This window comes from Apibacter sp. B2912 (genome assembly GCF_009827835.1).
Classification (GTDB): domain Bacteria; phylum Bacteroidota; class Bacteroidia; order Flavobacteriales; family Weeksellaceae; genus Apibacter.
The window spans coordinates 226,110-242,323 of sequence record NZ_WINV01000001.1; the positions used below are offsets into that span (position 1 = coordinate 226,110).

Genomic DNA, 16,214 nt, shown 5'->3' on the forward strand with positions numbered 1-16,214 from the left:
TTTAAATTTTATGTTCTTAACCTATCTTTTTGCTACAATGATAGGATTTATAAGTATTTCAATTATTACCATTAAAAAGTTAAAAAAGAAATGAGTTATTCATTTGATTTATAAACTTTAACATAAAAATTTTCATCAACATAAAATTTATTGATTAAATTCTTAGGTTTGATGGATTTCCAATTTTCTGTTGGTTTTATTTTACCTATGGACGTGTTTATTTCCATTGAAAAGCCTTTAACAACGTTTGACCATTTATAAAATAAGGCATTATCTTTTATATAATAATTTAATACGGGTATATCTACGGTTCTTAAATATTGGTCAAAAATTTTAGAAAAATTAATTCCTGATTTTTCTGATATATAATTTTCTACTTGACTCGAAGTAACAGTTTGATGATAAAAATCTTGGTTTAAACCTCTGAGTATATTTCTGAACAGTTCATCACTTCCAATAATTTGTCTTATGGTATGTATCATATTAGCTCCTTTATCATACATATCTAAACTTCCTTTTTTATTTTTAGAATACGTTCCTATAATGGGAATATCATTTTTAATATTCTTTCTTTGTCCTATTATATACCTATTTGCTTTTTCCTTTTCATAAAAATATTCAACAAATAACGTTTCCGAATAGGTAGTGAATGCTTCATGTATCCACATGTCTGCAATATCCGCATTAGAAATATTGTTGCCAAACCATTCGTGTCCGGATTCGTGAACTATAATAAAATCCCAATCCAACCCTATACCCGTGTCACTTCTATCTTGACCTAAATAGCCATTTTTATAATTATTGCCATAAGCAATTGCACTTTGATGTTCCATGCCCAAATAAGGCGCTTCAACGATCTTATAACCATCCTCATAAAAAGGATACGGGCCGAACCAATATTCAAACGCTTCAAGCATCTTTTTTACTTGTGAAAATTGAAATTTAGCTTTATTTAAATTTTCAGGCATAACCCAATAACTTAATTCTAAATTTCCTTTTTCTCCCTTATATTCATCTTTGAAATTTACGTAATCTCCTATATAGGGAATTATATTGTATGAATTTATGGGATTAATTACCTGCCATTTAAAATAATTTTTTTGTGATTCATTCCAGTTATCTTTAAGTTTCCCATTGCCTATACCTTTTAAGTGGTTATTGGTAACAATAGTTAAGGTCATTCCTTCATCCGGTTCATCTCCCAAATAGCCCTTGCATGGAAACCACACACTAGCTCCAATGCCTTCACAAGCAACGGTCATCCAATCTTTACCATTTCTATCTTTAGAAAATATCCAACCTCCATCCCAGGGAGCATTTTCTGCAATTTTAGGTTTTCCGCTAAAATAAATAATGAGTTCCTGATCAACATTTTCTTTTTCTGCATCGCTACTTAAGTCTAAATAATAAAAATTTCCTTTTTTTATAAATGGTACACGGTTATTTTTTACAGTCAAAATACTATCAATATTCATTGGATTTTGAAGATCAATTTGAATTATATCAGATCCTTTATTTTGGAATTTAATTTTGTTTGATCCTTTTAAAAATTTAGTTGTAAAGTCCGGTTCAATGATTAGATCATAATGTTTTACATCCCAATGATCTACATACTTATTTTTATTACTTTCTATCGAATCTTTAAATATAAATAAAGCTCTTTCTTGAGCAACAAAAATTAGAGGGAAGAATAAAAATATAATGTTTTGAAATTTAAGAGATTTCATAAAGAATACTTTTACGATGGATTTATTTGCTAAACTAATTATATAAAAGAACGTATAGGATGTAAGTATCTTGTACTTTACTTTAATTATTGTAAAATAGTTTTAAATCATGAAAAATTTATTATACGTATTGGTAAAAAAATATTAGACACTAATGAACTTCACTCTAATTTAATCGTATTTCACATTTGAAGTCAAATTACTTACTATTGTAGTTAATTTCAATTAGTAAATCCCTATTAACTATTTTGATGAAATTTGATTAAGCTTTATACATTAATTAAAATTGTTAAAATTCTAATTTCAATAAAAAAAGTCATTAAAAACAAGCTATTTAACTCGTTTAAAATGACTTACTTCAGTGACCGCGGAAGGAGTCGAACCCTCAGCCTTCAGAGCCGTAATCTGACGCTCTATCCAATTGAGCTACGCGGCCATTTATTTTGCGTGCAAAGCTAATAAAATTTTTTTTTCTATTAAAATCTTTTTGAATTTTTCAATGAAATTTCATTATTCATTTCAAATCTTTTTATTTAATAATACTTTTTTTAAAATCTTAGAAATAGGGGTTTCTAAATATTTATAGCTAAACAATGAAAAAATGCAAGCTAATGAAGCAATAAGTAAAGGTATGAAAAGTATTTCTTTTCCAAAATAATTATATATAGTTTTTATTGTTGCAACGCCAATGTGATAATGAATTAAATATAATGAATATGAGGCTATGCCTAATTTCACAATCCATTTATTATTTAAAAAGGATAGATATTTAGGAAAGTATATTAAAATTAAAAAAACGGATATTATTATAGTATGAATCAATAGATATTTAACGTGTCTACTCCAAAACGCTAATATGATAGATAATATAAAAATATAAACTATAATTTTATAGTCTTTTTTATTGTTATATAGTTTATATAAATACATTCCTATTAGAAACCATAAACATTCATGAAAAAATACAAAAGATCTACTGACATATTTATAATAATTTATTTTTTCAGATGAAATGAAATTTTGTAAAATAATATGCCCTGCTTTACTCCAAAATAACACGTAGAAAAATATACCTATGATACAAATTATTATATAATTTCTCATCATTTTTTTTGGCGAATAAAAATATAAAAAACCTATTAAAAAATAAAAATTCACTTCAACCCATAAACTCCAGTAGCAATTATCTATATAATAAAACTTATTATAACCATAGGGTATATTACAGAAATACGGGTCAATAAAAGCATTTGCAATTAAATAATTATAAATATTTTTAGAATGTGAGTAATCTTCTCCTAAGTAAATGTATTTAAAAAATAAAAAAGTTAATGTTGAACATACAAACATTCCAGGAGCTAATCTTATATATCTTTTTTTAAGAAATTCTAAATAATTTTTCGATTTTTCTAAAGAAATGGATATAACAAATCCGGATATAATAAAGAAAATTTGAACTCCAATATATCCATATATAGCTATATTTTTAATAATTTCATTTTTCGAGAAATTGTAATAATGCCCTAGCATTACCATACCAATAGATAAAACTCTTAATCCATCTAAAACCGGCACCCTAGAATCTTTCATTACTGATTTTTTATAAGTATTTATTTACTATTTCTAATAATTTTTCTGGATAATTTATAATATATTGAGCTCCTTGCTTTTTTAATTCCTCTTCGGATCTGAATCCCCACAGAACCCCTATACTTGTTATGCCTGCATTTACTGCTGTTAGCATATCTGTTCCGGTATCCCCCACATAAATAATTTCTTCTTTATTAGTTACATTTAAATCTTTCATAATATCGTATACAATCTGTGGATTCGGCTTCATGGGAACATTAGTTCTTTGTCCTAAAACAGATGAAAATTTTATTTCACTAAAATATTTTTTTACTAATTCTTGAGCACCTTCCATAAATTTATTGGATGCTACTGCCAGTTTTATATCCATAGAACTCAGTGATTTTAACATTTCAAAAACTCCGTCATATGGAGCTGTCTTTATAGCTGAATGTTTAGTATAGTATTCAATGAATTCATCTTTAATTTTTTCAATTACCTCAAAATCGCTTTTTAATTTGGATGGCAAAGCTCTTTCAACCAATTGGGCCATTCCATTACCAACAAAATTTTTGTATGACTCTAAAGTATGTAACGGTAAATGATTCTTTTCTAAAATATAATTACATGAATCAGCTAAATCATTTAGCGTGTTAAGTAAAGTTCCGTCTAAATCAAAAATAGCCAACTTAATCATAATTTTAATTTTTTATTTTACAAATATAGTTTTAAACAGATAGTTAAAGTCTCCTGTTAATGACCAATTTTTTACATAATCTTTATTTATATTAATTTTATCCTTCCAAATGATCGTATCATTGTATAATTGTGGATTTTCAACTTTAGATAAAATTTCCTCTTCATTTCTGTATTTTAGTTGAGCCGGACCTGTAATTCCAGGCTTTACGGAAAGAATAATTTTATCTTCCCCTTCTAATTTGTCCGCATAACCCGGAACATCGGGCCTGGGACCCACCCAAGACATATCACCTATAAGAATATTTAAAATTTGGGGTAATTCATCCAATTTATATTTTCTTAAAAATTTACCTAATTGGGTGATTTGCATTTTATGTGTAGTGACCGTTGATGTATATACCCCTTTCATCGTTCTAAATTTGAACAAATTGAAATGTTTACCATTTTTACCTATTCTATTTTGAGTAAAGATTCCAATCATACCTGTGTCAAATGTAACCGCAATAAATATAATTATCATGGGGACAAGAAAAATAATAAAGCATATTAATGCTAATATATAATCTGCTATAATTTTATTTTTCTTCATACTATTTATTATACAAAATTATAAAAGAAAAAGGATTTCTTACGAAATCCTTTTCCTATTAAGCACCTTTTAAAATAAACATTGAATAAATATTCTAATAACTATTAAAAAACTTTTTCACCGTGTTGTGATATATCTAAACCTAATTCTTCTTTATCAGGGTCAACTCTTAATGGAATAATTTTATTTACAATAAATAATAATAACAACGTTCCAAAAAAAACAAATATGGAAACGGCAATCATTGCTATAAAGTGATTAACAAACAATGTGGTCTCTCCAAAAAACAATCCGTTTGAAGGAATATCTTCATTTATAGACTTATCCGCGAAAACTCCGGTTAAGAGCATTCCTACCATACCTCCCACTCCATGACAAGGAAAAACGTCTAAGGTATCATCTACCCCATTAGTATGGAAAAATTTAACCATGTAAAAACTAATCACGCTGGCAATTAATCCGATAAACAATGAATGCCCTAAAGAAACAAATCCTGCACCCGGGGTTATAGCTACTAACCCCACTACTGCTCCTACACAAACTCCTACTGAAGATAATTTTTTCCCATTAATTTTTTCTAAAAATCCCCAAGTTAAAGCACTTAAAGCAGAGGCTGCCGTTGTATTTGCAAAAGCTAGTACACCTAACTCATTAGCCGCAAACGATGATCCCGCATTAAATCCAAACCAACCAATCCAAAGCAAACTTGCGCCTAAAATTACATAAGGTATTTGTGCAGCTGCTAGAGTTGTATCTCTTCTTTTTTTCAAAAAAATAGCTCCTGCTAAGGCAGCCCAACCTGAACTCATATGAACCACCGTGCCTCCGGCAAAATCCAATATTCCTGCTTTTGCCAATATTCCTTCCGGATGCCATGTAGCATGTGCCAGGGGGGAGTAAATAAAAATTGAAAACATAACTATAAATAATAAATAACCCCAGAATTTTATACGCTCTGCAACACCTCCTGAAATTAATGCCGGAGTTATAATGGCAAATTTTAATTGAAAGAGGGCAAATAAAAGTATGGGGATGGTAGGCGCTCCTACCCAGGCAGAAGTTGTTCCAATCCCTTGCATAAACATATGAGGTAATGGATTTCCTATGATACCTCCTATATCCGGTCCGAATGCCAATCCAAACTCAAAGATAAACCATAAAACGGTTATTGTCACCATAGCTATAAAGCTCTGAAATATAGTGCTTATTATATTTTTACTGTTAACCATTCCTCCATAAAAAAAACCTACTCCGGGAGTCATTAAAAAAACAAGCACTGAAGCTACTAACATCCAAGCTACATCAGCAGAATTAAAATTTATGCCTTCTGCAACTGCTTTTGAAGACTCTGCTGAAAATAATGTATTTGAAAAAAGGCTTACTAAACCTACGAAAATTAAAATTAGAATTAAAATATATTTACGCATACCCAATATTTTATACAGCAAAAATATAATTTTTTAATTAAAAACAAAATAAACATATGTTTTTTAACGGGTATAAATTATAAATATTAATAAATTATAAGATATACCCCTATTTTTTAATACCACAATTTATTTTTATTGCATTTAATTTATATATTATATTGGATAAAAATTTAATCTAAACATTTGATTATTTAAATCGTTTAATATATTTATCTCTTATTTAAAGAACTCTTCGTGTACCTTCTTAAAAGAAAGTAATTCGTTACACAATGAATTACTCAACTTATAAAAACTATAAAAATATATTTATAAACATCTGCAAGTACTCAAATTAAATTTATTTTATATAATTTTTTTAAAAAATTTTTATAATATTTGCGATTCATTCAATAGTATTTTAAAAATAAAACCCACAAGTTCTTTTCAAACTAGACTTGCAAAATTCTTTTAAAAATGTACTTAGTATTAAACATTTATCATGCAAACACCAATTCTATAAAAATTATTACATATAAACTACTATATAATTATACGTTAAAAGTATTTAGATAAATATTAATGTATTTTATTTCTATATATTAAAAAATAATATATATTTATCCGAAATTAAAAACTATATTAATGGAAGTTATAAACAACTGATTTTAAATGAATTACTAATTTTTTAATAACAATTTTTATGAAAAAAATTCTTTTAACACTTAGCACTATTTTAGCGCTATATTCATGTAATAATGAAGACTTACATGATGGTTCATCCCCCTCTCATTCTTTGAATGATAAGAAAATTATCAATCAGTCCGGCTCTATACAAGGAGTTACCTATTCATTTGATAATGTGGAAGTAAATCCTAATTTAGTAACCTTGAATACAGAAAATAGTTCTATTCTTAGTACTAAAGAGGAGTTATCAAGAGGATTTATTAGTTTACAAAACATATCTGAAAAAATCGGTAAAGAACTAATCCCGGGTAATACGGTTTATTTAATTACCCAAGATTCGACGTATATAAGAAATATCACCTCAATTAATCAAAAAAATGATATTTATAATTTAGAAACAACGGATGCCAATATAGGCGATGTTTTTGAAAACGGTACGTTAAGCTTATCTTTAAATATTGATGATACTAACAACAATAAGAATAGTTCTTTACTTGCACTTAAAAATGCTTACGATAAAGAATACGTTTTTCATCCTTTGATTTTTAATAAAGAATTTCGTGTAAAAGGGCTAATTTTTAATCCGGACAGTAAATTAACCCCTTCTATCGCTGTAAAATTAGGTTTTGATAAATCACGCATTATACCTAGCGTAATTGAGATGTATTATAACAGCCATACAGAATATAATCCGACTTTAACATTAGATAAAGACTTTAAAGGTAAATTTTCTCATGATTTTATCGATAATGTTCCACAAATCCTGATCGATTATTTAAAAAAATATAGTGTAGAAATAAAAATTCCTACCGGCAAATATTTAGGAGACGTTCCGGTTAAAATTAGTGTAAACCAAATTAATTTTCCAACTGAAATTGAAGCAAACGTTTACAGAGGATCTAGCGTGAGCTTTAAAGCCGAAGGTAATATAAAATTAGGTGTTAAATTTACACTTGATAATAATCCGGATTATATCTATGAAAATGGAATTCAAAAAATAGACGGATTTACTAATAATTTATACGGAGAAGTTTTAACCGACATGAAATTTATCATCATACCTCAAGTTCAAGTTTTCCAATCTAAATTAATTGATGTTAAAGGTAAAATAACTGTAGGACTTAAAACTTCTAATATAGGTAATGGAACTTCTTCAGGTGATTCTAAAAGTTTTTCACAAGGAACAGTCTATACTTCTGCGGCATTCACTTTTTCAAGTTTAGGCTTACCTGCCTATACCACCGATATTTTCAAAAAATCTATAAATATATGGAAAAAAGGAGAATATATTAATTCTGTTTCTTTTTCAAATTTTAAAGTGGGTAAAGCTACCATTGTACCATGTAGCGGTTTGACCTCTTTTGGATATGATGTGTTATTGGATTATAAATACAGCTTACCAGGTAAAACAATTTCCGGTGATTTAGAAATAACTTATGATGTATATGCTGATAATGGTACTCTTCTTGAGTCCAATAAAACAGTTAAAGTGTTGCCATATAATGTAACTTCTAACTCATTTAAATTCAACATGTGTATTCCTTTCAGAAAAATCAATTTCTTCAATATATCTAAAATTAGTTATGTTAAAAATATAACTATTAAAGATGCTAACGGTTATATAGCGAATGGAATATTAGACCCATTGACCGGAAGCCCGGTTACTGAAATTGCATTTGTAAGGTAATTTTTCTTAGTAATATATTAGTAAAGGTAGACGCTCATTGTCTACCTTTTTTTATAGAACTAATATTTCCTCAAAAAAATCAAAATGTATAACATTAAAATTATCAATTTTTAAATTTTTCTTAAGATGTATAAGATATCGTGAAGAATTTTTAAAAAGAATAGTAAATAAATACGGTAAACATTTTAAAGGACTTACAGATTATTACTAAATTTGCACGATAAAATTGTTATTATGCAACTTTCAGAACAAGAACTAATTCGAAGAGAAAAATTACAAAAACTTAAGGATGCGGGTATCGATCCATATCCCGCTGCAGAATATAAAGTTACGCATACTGCCCAAGAAATAAAAGATCAATTTAAAGAAGGAGAGAAGGTTGTGATTGCCGGAAGACTTATGTCTAATCGTATTCAGGGAAAAGCGGGTTTTTCTGAGCTGCAAGACACCACCGGGCGTATTCAGCTGTATTTTAACAGAGATGTAATTTGTCCCGACGATGATAAATTTAAATATAACGATTTTTATAAAAAATTGCTCGATTTAGGTGATTTTATAGGAGTTGAAGGAGAATTATTTGTTACTAAAATGGGCGAAAAAACCGTAATGGTTAACGATTTTAAACTTCTTTCAAAAGTATTGCGACCGCTTCCTCTACCTAAAGTTGATGAAGATGGAAAAGTCCATGATGCATTTAATGATCCTGAATTAAGATATAGAATGAGATATGTTGACTTAGTAGTTAATCCCCATATTAAAGATATTTTTATTAAACGGACTCGTCTGTTTAATGCTATGAGATCCTTTTTTAATGATAAAGGATATTTTGAAGTTGAAACCCCTATACTCCAATCTATTCCCGGTGGAGCTGCGGCTCGACCGTTTATAACCCATCATAACGCTTTAAATATTCCATTGTATTTACGAATAGCAAATGAGTTATATTTAAAACGTCTTATTGTTGCCGGTTTTGAAGGTGTTTACGAATTCTCTAAAAACTTCAGAAATGAAGGAATGGACAGAACGCATAATCCTGAATTTACTGCAATGGAAATTTACGTTGCTTATAAGGATTATAATTGGATGATGAAGTTTACTGAACAATTATTGGAACATTGCGCCCTAGCAGTTAACGGAACTACCCGAGCAACATTTGGAGAACATGAAATTGATTTTAAAGCTCCATATGCCCGAATTTCTATGACTGATGCTATTAAAAAATTTACGGGTTTTGATATAACCGGAAAATCTGAGGAGGAATTGAGAAATGCGGCAAAAGAAATGGGTATTGAGGTAGATGAAACTATGGGTAAAGGAAAGATCATAGATGAAATATTCGGAGAAAAGTGTGAAGGTAATTTTATACAACCAACCTTCATTACTGATTATCCCAAAGAAATGTCTCCATTAACCAAACAGCACCGCGATAATCCTGAATTAACCGAACGTTTTGAATTAATGGTTTGCGGAAAAGAAATTGCTAATTCTTATTCAGAATTAAATGATCCCATAGATCAAAGAGAACGTTTTGAAGAACAATTAAAATTGTCTGAAAAAGGAGATGATGAAGCGATGTTTATTGATCAGGATTTTTTACGTGCATTGGAGTTCGGTATGCCTCCTACTGCAGGTTTAGGTATAGGAATGGATCGATTAATCATGTTCCTTACTAATAATCCGTCTATACAAGAAGTATTATTTTTCCCGCAAATGAAACCCGAGCAAAAAGCATCTTCTATTGAACATTCTGAGGAAGAAAAGATTATCATCAAATTATTACAAGATAATAATTCTTCTATGGAATTAAGTGAATTAAAATCTTTGGCCGGACTAAGTGGAAAAAAATGGGACAAAGCCATGAAATCGCTTTCTAAACATTCATTGATTACTGTTACTGTTACCAATGAAAATAAAACAGTTGAATTAATTTCATAAAAATATTTTGAAATAACATTTATAAGGCTATCTTTTTAGATAGCCTTTTTCAATTAAAATATATCGAATTTAGAACCCATACATTCTATTATAAGTCAATTTGTAAAAATGAACTAAAAAAAATGTTTTTATTTACCACTAAATCTATAGGAATTAGATGATATTAAATTCATATTTATTATCTTTGTTTAAAATCAAAATAAATAAATGATTATGGAAACGATATTTAAAAATAAAAGTCAAGAATTACTTAGCTGTATAGAAAATCTAAAATTAAGTAACTCTGATTATGAGCAAGTTGCATCAGAATTATTTAAATATAATTTCAATGATTACGATGCAACTTTTTCAATTAATAAAGTAAATGTTCCGGAAGGCAGTTATGTTCGTTTACCTATTTTTGCTAATAAATGCTGTGCGATTTTAATGCTTTGGGGAATAAATAATAAAACTGCCATTCATGACCACTTAAACTACGACGGATTAATAAAAGTTTTAAAAGGAAATCTTACAGAAGTTAGTTACATTGAAGATAAAAATTTCATAGTATATAATGGAGAAGGCGTAGCTCCTGAAGGTGCTATTTTTCCTGAAGATTTAGGAGGTATTCATTCGGTAGTTAATAATTCTTCGGAAATATCTGTTAGCTTACATATTTATCACACTCCTCAAACTTCTTTAAAAGGTGTTAGAATTTTTGATATTGAAAATAGAAAAATAGCTATCTTAAATGATAAGGCTACCTCCTGTTCTTGGGATTTACCTAAAGATAATTACGAGAAAATCACTCATTTATAGCTAGTTAAATCTAGTATAATTTTAAAATATTTAAATTCTAACTCAAATTGAGTTAGAATTTTCGTTTGTGTATTATTCCCCCTAACCAAGAATCTAACCTTTACCTTTTCTAATATTAATTTTTTTATAATCTTATTTTTTTGGTCTCTTTTATTTTAAAAGTTTAGAAACAAAAAAAGCTATTCCATTTAAATGAATGAAATAGCTATTTAATTTTATAAATTATAAATAATTATTGTAAAAGTTTTTGAAGATTTAAAGCATCTGCATTTTGAGGATCCACAGATAATGTTTTGTTTAAATAAGATTCTGCTTTTTCTTTATTTCCTTCATGATATTCTTTATAAGCGAAAAAAGTATAGGCAATAGCTAAATATGCTTTTTCATTAGCTGAATATTCTTTCTTCGGTTCAACCATATCAATATATTTTTGGAAGGCTTGAGCTGTAAGACCGCTTTTATCACTCGAATCATACGCGTATAATGCCATACCTTTTCCGGCATAAGCTACTTCCCAGGTAGGAATTAGAGAAATCAATTGGTCCCATGATGCAACAGAGCCTAAATAATCTTTAGCTTCGTATTGTTCTAAAGCTAAATTATACCATGAAGTTGTATCGTTGGCATCAGCCGCAACCGATTTTTTCAAAGCTTCGATTTTGGAATTAGTTATAGATGCTTCTGTTTTAGCTCCCGGTTGTAAGGATAAAAGAATAGATTGATAATCATAGGTTTTATCTCCTTGACCGATGGCTTTGGTTAAATTCAGTATCGCGGTTTTGGTTAATTCCTCTTTTTCTTGTCCGCTTGCAGTTTTAAGTAATGAGGATTGTATTTTTCCTAAAATTCCAAAATCTGAACCTTCTCTTTTTGATTCAGGAATGGTTTGTAAGTATTGATTTATATTTTTATAGGCTTCGGAAAAATCAGAATTTTCAATTAAATCCAATGCTTTTAGCTTAAATTTTAAAGGGTCGGATATATCATTCCAATTTTTAGTCAGTAAATCTAAAGACTTTGCATAATCTTTAATAAAATAGGAAACTTTAGCTAATTCAAATTGAGTCTCGGAATCGTTGTTCCCTGACAAAGAAATATATTTTTGTAAGTTTTTAAAAGCTTCATTATAATTACCGCTTCTCACATTAAAGTCTGACAAATATTTGTATGTTAATGGATAATTAGGATTAGCTGATATGGCCTTGTCAAAATTTTCTGAAGCTAATTTTCCTTGTCCATTGGTTCGCCCCCATATATTTCCTATTAATGCATAAGGTATGGATTTATCTTCGGCAATTCCTAAGGCTTTGGTATAATTGGAAACTGCCTTACCCGGATCTTTTTTTTCAAAATAGGCATTTCCTAAAACTATATAGTATTCGGACTTATCTTTATTTTTAGCCAAGTCTAATAGCTTTTGGCCATATTCGATACTTTTATCATAATCTGTACTTTCCGGCTTATTGGTAAATAATTGATAGGCTTTTGATATTTGATATAATACATCCGCATTTTTGTACTTAGATCCTTTGGCGATGGATTCAAAATCTGCATTTGCTTCCGATTTTTTTCCTTGATATAATTTTATTGTCGCTAATCCGATTTTGTTTAAATCAGATTTAGAATCTAAAGCCAATCCTTTATTAAAATTTTGTGAGGCCTGTTCTATATCAGGTTTAGAAATTGTTAAATAATATACTCCTAAATAATAATAATTGTCTGCCGATGGTGATTGAGCTGCTAATTTTTCAAAAGTATTTTGGGCTTTGCTATATTGATCGCTTCCTAAATACTTAATACCTTCTTGAATACTTTGTGCATTCATAAATCCTGATAACATCAAAGCAGAGATTACAAATGTTGCACCTATTTCTTTTTTCGCGTAATTCATTTTAAATCTTTATTTTTTTTCTTTTTATTTTATTTTTAACTATTATTTGTATTTAAATAGTATTAAATTTTATTATTTTATTAAAATTTATCTTCCATGAAGCTGAATCCTTCTTTCATACAAATAATAGGGTTGAAGTCCCGCCCTTTTAACAACAAGCTGTCCTCTCTGAGAGCCACAAAATCTTGAAAAACTGCTCCCTATTTTAAAACTGTTTTCAGCATTTAATAGAAAAACTCTTTTGGTGAAAGGGTATATACCTTCACGCAAATTAGGCACCGTCGGATTTATTAAATTACCATCCGCTCTTCTTATAGGCAATATTCTCACTTTTGAAAGGAACTCCTTAACTTCATTACTATTTTCTTCACTTAATACATCCAAACCAATAATTCCTATATGAGAGCTATTTTTACTAACAAATTGGATTACCTCTTTTCCATTTGAAAATGAGTTAATTTTTTGATTTTTAGTAAGTTTAAACCCTAATTTTTTTTTTAAATTATTAAAATTACTTGAATTTCCTCCATCAAATACAAATTTACTATCATTTGAAATAATATTTGATTTTAAAGAAGTTTGGTCAATTTCTTTAATGGAACTTTCTTTTGACACAACAAAAATGGTTGCATCACACGCTATTTGTGTTGAAATATAAGTAACATTGGTATGATTATATAAAATTCCGGCTTCTTCTGCAGATAAATCCCTGGTAGTCATTGCTATGGAAACCTTACCGTTCAAAAGATCAGCGATCACTAAATCTTCAACTTCCGGCTTGAATAAAATTTTTGTTTCGGGATAAGAGGATTGAAAAACTTCAACTAAAGCAGAGCCTAAATTCATAAGTGACGGATCAATAGCTAAAGTTATATTCCCTTGCCTATACGCTTGTTTCTTTTTTATATCTTCTTGGCACGAAATACATATAATTAAAAAAGCTAAAAATACTATGGGTCTGATTATTAATCTATTGTTCATTTTGTCTAATATATTTAGTCGCTCGGTAAGCTCTATAAAATCCGTAAACTATTAATAATCCCCCTAAAATCCAAGAATATTCAGGTTCTAATTCAATAAAAAACTTTTTATAAACAATAATTAATATTCCTATTATAAAATACCCAATTCCAATAAATATGGAAAGTGATTTATAACTTAGCTTCATACTTCTTTTTTTGAAGAATTCTAAATAACAAATATAAAAATATTTATTTACTTATTTTTGCAGTTACTATTCTTATAATCTTTTTAAAAAATAAATTATATGGATTATGTTATCAATACATTTTCAGACTTAGAAGATGTTGCTAAAGAAATAATTTCAAATTCAAAATATAAAATTTTTACACTTAAGGGAAATCTAGGTGCCGGAAAAACCACTTTAGTAAAATATTTATGCAAAACACTTGAATGCCATGATACCATAACCAGTCCAACTTTTTCATTAGTAAATGAATACCTGTGTCCTGCAGGTAGAATTTATCACTTTGATTTATATCGAATTAAATATATGGAAGAATTAATAAATATTGGTTTTTATGAATACATAGATTCCGATAATTATTGTTTTATAGAATGGCCGGATATATGTGAAAATGAATTACCTGAACATCATAAAATTTTATTAAATTTGATGGATCAAACCAGGCACTTAACATTTAACTAATATGGGTATTTATACACCTTTTTCCGAAGAAGAGCTGATTCCCCTGGAGGAACGAATTGAAGTGATAAAAAAAGGAGGAAAATGCAGTATTGGTATTCCTAAAGAAGATCATTTGATTGAAAGCAGGATTGCTCTCACTCCTGATGCTGTTTCTGTTCTAAGCTCTAATGGTATTGAAATCATAATGGAAAGTGGAGCCGGTTTAGGGGCTCATTATTCCGATACTTTATATTCCGAGGCAGGGGCAAAAATTTCATACGACCCTAAAGAGGTTCTGTCTCAACCCATCATTTTAAAAGTTGAACCTTTATCCATAGATCAAATAAAGCACTTGCAGCCAAATTCCTATTTGATTTCTGCTGTACAAATAAATACTCAATGCAAAGAATATTTCGAAGAACTTTCTAAAAAAAAGATTACGGCTTTAGGATTTGAATATATACGAGACAGCCATAATGAATTATCCATTGTACGACTTATTGGTGAAATAGCCGGAGTTTCCAGCATACTCATCGCCGCTGAATTACTGTCTTCTACTCATGGGGGAAATGGTCTTTTACTGGGCGGGATAACCGGCGTTAGACCATCCAACGTAGTAATTATAGGAGCAGGAAATGTGGGAGAAAGCGCCGCACGTTCGGCTTTAGGGTTAGGAGCCACCGTAAAAGTGTTTGACAATTCTATTACTCGACTTAGAAGATTTCAAGAATTACTGGGACGACGGTTATATACATCTACGATAGACCCGAAAGAGCTCAGCAAAGCGTTAATTCGCTGCGATGTTGCCATTGGATGTTTAAAGGGAGAACTTAGGGCGCCGATTATTGTACCTGAAAATACTGTTAAAAGAATGAAACCGGGATCTGTTGTCATTGATATAAGCATTGATAACGGAGGAGTTTTTGAAACCTCAGAAATAAATGCTAAAAATGAAGCTTTTATTAAACATGAAGTCCTACATTATTGTGTTCCCAACATCACTTCTAAATTTGCAAGAACCGCTTCTAAAGCTTTAAGTAATTTCTTTTTAAGTTATTTTCTTAATCTGAACAATCAAGGAGGATTTGAAGCTATGTTTAGAAAAAACCGTGGAATTTGTCAGGGCATTTATATGTACAAAGGCAGAATTACTAATAGACAGATAGCTTCTTGGTACGACCTGCCGTACCAAGACATTCATTTACTAATTATTTAAGCATGTCATTTTCTAAAAGATTAAGACTCTATCTTACGGGTTTTTTTATGGGTCTTGTATTTATATTATTTGTATTTGGTAATAAGGTATTTTCTTGGTCATATTTGCCCAATGACAGGGTTTTAGCCGAAATACAAACCAAACCTTTAAAATTTTCAAATCAAAGTCTGGAAAGTCTTAAACTAAAAAAAATATCTCTCAATTTTATAAAAGATACAGTTCTTAGTAAAGGTAAAATAAATTTTAAGATGAGTAATGCTCAAGCATTGCCTTGTCCTCATTATGTCCTTCATTATGAAAGCTTAAAAGTTACATTTACTAAATGCAAAGACACGGTAGTCATAAACACGATTGATTAATCC

The 16,214-nt window shown here is 29.2% G+C and carries 14 protein-coding genes and 1 tRNA gene; 6 read left to right on the plus strand and 9 right to left on the minus strand.

The genetic code is table 11. The annotated features are described in order from the left end of the window. Positions 1–95: 95 nt before the first annotated feature. From GFV01_RS00940 to GFV01_RS00965, 6 genes are all read right to left on the minus strand, one after another. Complete coding sequence (locus tag GFV01_RS00940; protein WP_160564165.1) at positions 96–1,727, minus strand: M1 family metallopeptidase; 1,632 nt, start codon at positions 1,725–1,727, stop codon at positions 96–98. Between the two features lie 362 nt (positions 1,728–2,089). Then, positions 2,090–2,163, minus strand: a tRNA-Arg gene (locus GFV01_RS00945). Between the two features lie 83 nt (positions 2,164–2,246). Beyond that, positions 2,247–3,317 carry an acyltransferase gene (locus GFV01_RS00950; protein WP_160564167.1) on the minus strand — a complete coding sequence of 357 codons (1,071 nt, stop codon included), beginning with the start codon at positions 3,315–3,317 and terminating at the stop codon, positions 2,247–2,249. Positions 3,318–3,327: 10 nt separating this feature from the next. Continuing rightward, positions 3,328–3,993, minus strand: coding sequence for an HAD family hydrolase (locus GFV01_RS00955; protein ID WP_160564169.1), 666 nt, complete (start codon positions 3,991–3,993; stop codon positions 3,328–3,330). Between the two features lie 12 nt (positions 3,994–4,005). Next, positions 4,006–4,584: a sugar transferase gene (locus GFV01_RS00960; RefSeq protein ID WP_160564171.1), complete on the minus strand. Its 579-nt coding sequence runs from the start codon at positions 4,582–4,584 to the stop codon at positions 4,006–4,008. Between the two features lie 104 nt (positions 4,585–4,688). After that, positions 4,689–6,011 carry an ammonium transporter gene (locus GFV01_RS00965; RefSeq protein ID WP_160564173.1) on the minus strand — a complete coding sequence of 441 codons (1,323 nt, stop codon included), beginning with the start codon at positions 6,009–6,011 and terminating at the stop codon, positions 4,689–4,691. A gap of 682 nt (positions 6,012–6,693) precedes the next feature. On the opposite strand from GFV01_RS00965, the gene GFV01_RS00970 reads away from it, so the two are divergent. The 3 genes from GFV01_RS00970 (at position 6,694) to GFV01_RS00980 (ending at position 11,097) form a co-directional block, all read left to right on the plus strand. Further along, positions 6,694–8,364: a hypothetical protein gene (locus GFV01_RS00970; protein WP_160564175.1), complete on the plus strand. Its 1,671-nt coding sequence runs from the start codon at positions 6,694–6,696 to the stop codon at positions 8,362–8,364. 234 nt (positions 8,365–8,598) lie between these two features. Next, on the plus strand, positions 8,599–10,299 hold the full coding sequence (gene lysS / locus GFV01_RS00975; RefSeq protein ID WP_160564177.1) for a lysine--tRNA ligase: 1,701 nt from the start codon (positions 8,599–8,601) through the stop codon (positions 10,297–10,299). Between the two features lie 213 nt (positions 10,300–10,512). Beyond that, entirely contained in the window at positions 10,513–11,097 is a 585-nt protein-coding gene (locus GFV01_RS00980) for a cysteine dioxygenase family protein (RefSeq protein ID WP_160564179.1), read from the plus strand. 232 nt (positions 11,098–11,329) lie between these two features. Here the strand turns inward: GFV01_RS00980 and GFV01_RS00985 are convergent, their stop codons facing one another. The 3 genes from GFV01_RS00985 to GFV01_RS00995 all read right to left on the minus strand — a co-directional run bounded on the left by GFV01_RS00985 (position 11,330) and on the right by GFV01_RS00995 (position 14,156). Then, positions 11,330–12,988 (minus strand): hypothetical protein, encoded by a 1,659-nt coding sequence (locus tag GFV01_RS00985; RefSeq protein ID WP_160564181.1) that lies wholly within the window; start codon positions 12,986–12,988, stop codon positions 11,330–11,332. Positions 12,989–13,075: 87 nt separating this feature from the next. Further along, positions 13,076–13,969 carry a PstS family phosphate ABC transporter substrate-binding protein gene (locus GFV01_RS00990; protein WP_160564183.1) on the minus strand — a complete coding sequence of 298 codons (894 nt, stop codon included), beginning with the start codon at positions 13,967–13,969 and terminating at the stop codon, positions 13,076–13,078. Next, positions 13,959–14,156 carry a C4-dicarboxylate ABC transporter gene (locus tag GFV01_RS00995; protein ID WP_160564185.1) on the minus strand — a complete coding sequence of 66 codons (198 nt, stop codon included), beginning with the start codon at positions 14,154–14,156 and terminating at the stop codon, positions 13,959–13,961. The genes GFV01_RS00990 and GFV01_RS00995 overlap by 11 nt, the downstream gene beginning before the upstream one ends. Positions 14,157–14,255: 99 nt before the next feature. On the opposite strand from GFV01_RS00995, the gene tsaE reads away from it, so the two are divergent. The 3 genes from tsaE to GFV01_RS01010 are packed head-to-tail and all read left to right on the plus strand — an operon-like array spanning position 14,256 to position 16,211. Continuing rightward, positions 14,256–14,657, plus strand: a complete 402-nt coding sequence (tsaE, locus tag GFV01_RS01000) for a tRNA (adenosine(37)-N6)-threonylcarbamoyltransferase complex ATPase subunit type 1 TsaE (protein WP_160541933.1) — start codon at positions 14,256–14,258, stop codon at positions 14,655–14,657. Position 14,658: 1 nt separating this feature from the next. Beyond that, positions 14,659–15,852 carry an alanine dehydrogenase gene (locus GFV01_RS01005; RefSeq protein ID WP_160564186.1) on the plus strand — a complete coding sequence of 398 codons (1,194 nt, stop codon included), beginning with the start codon at positions 14,659–14,661 and terminating at the stop codon, positions 15,850–15,852. A gap of 2 nt (positions 15,853–15,854) precedes the next feature. Continuing rightward, a complete protein-coding gene (locus GFV01_RS01010; protein WP_160564188.1) occupies positions 15,855–16,211 on the plus strand; it encodes a DUF4258 domain-containing protein in 357 nt (118 codons plus the stop codon). Positions 16,212–16,214: the final 3 nt, after the last annotated feature.

Excerpts from the sequence above, each read along its gene's own strand:
- GFV01_RS00940 (WP_160564165.1), bottom strand. The coding sequence starts at position 1,727 with ATGAAATCTCTTAAATTTCAAAACATTATATTTTTATTCTTCCCTCTA.
- GFV01_RS00950 (WP_160564167.1), bottom strand. The coding sequence starts at position 3,317 with ATGAAAGATTCTAGGGTGCCGGTTTTAGATGGATTAAGAGTTTTATCT.
- GFV01_RS00955 (WP_160564169.1), bottom strand. The coding sequence starts at position 3,993 with ATGATTAAGTTGGCTATTTTTGATTTAGACGGAACTTTACTTAACACG.
- GFV01_RS00960 (WP_160564171.1), bottom strand. The coding sequence starts at position 4,584 with ATGAAGAAAAATAAAATTATAGCAGATTATATATTAGCATTAATATGC.
- GFV01_RS00965 (WP_160564173.1), bottom strand. The coding sequence starts at position 6,011 with ATGCGTAAATATATTTTAATTCTAATTTTAATTTTCGTAGGTTTAGTA.
- GFV01_RS00970 (WP_160564175.1), top strand. The coding sequence starts at position 6,694 with ATGAAAAAAATTCTTTTAACACTTAGCACTATTTTAGCGCTATATTCA.
- lysS (WP_160564177.1), top strand. The coding sequence starts at position 8,599 with ATGCAACTTTCAGAACAAGAACTAATTCGAAGAGAAAAATTACAAAAA.
- GFV01_RS00980 (WP_160564179.1), top strand. The coding sequence starts at position 10,513 with ATGGAAACGATATTTAAAAATAAAAGTCAAGAATTACTTAGCTGTATA.
- GFV01_RS00985 (WP_160564181.1), bottom strand. The coding sequence starts at position 12,988 with ATGAATTACGCGAAAAAAGAAATAGGTGCAACATTTGTAATCTCTGCT.
- GFV01_RS00990 (WP_160564183.1), bottom strand. The coding sequence starts at position 13,969 with ATGAACAATAGATTAATAATCAGACCCATAGTATTTTTAGCTTTTTTA.
- GFV01_RS00995 (WP_160564185.1), bottom strand. The coding sequence starts at position 14,156 with ATGAAGCTAAGTTATAAATCACTTTCCATATTTATTGGAATTGGGTAT.
- tsaE (WP_160541933.1), top strand. The coding sequence starts at position 14,256 with ATGGATTATGTTATCAATACATTTTCAGACTTAGAAGATGTTGCTAAA.
- GFV01_RS01005 (WP_160564186.1), top strand. The coding sequence starts at position 14,659 with ATGGGTATTTATACACCTTTTTCCGAAGAAGAGCTGATTCCCCTGGAG.
- GFV01_RS01010 (WP_160564188.1), top strand. The coding sequence starts at position 15,855 with ATGTCATTTTCTAAAAGATTAAGACTCTATCTTACGGGTTTTTTTATG.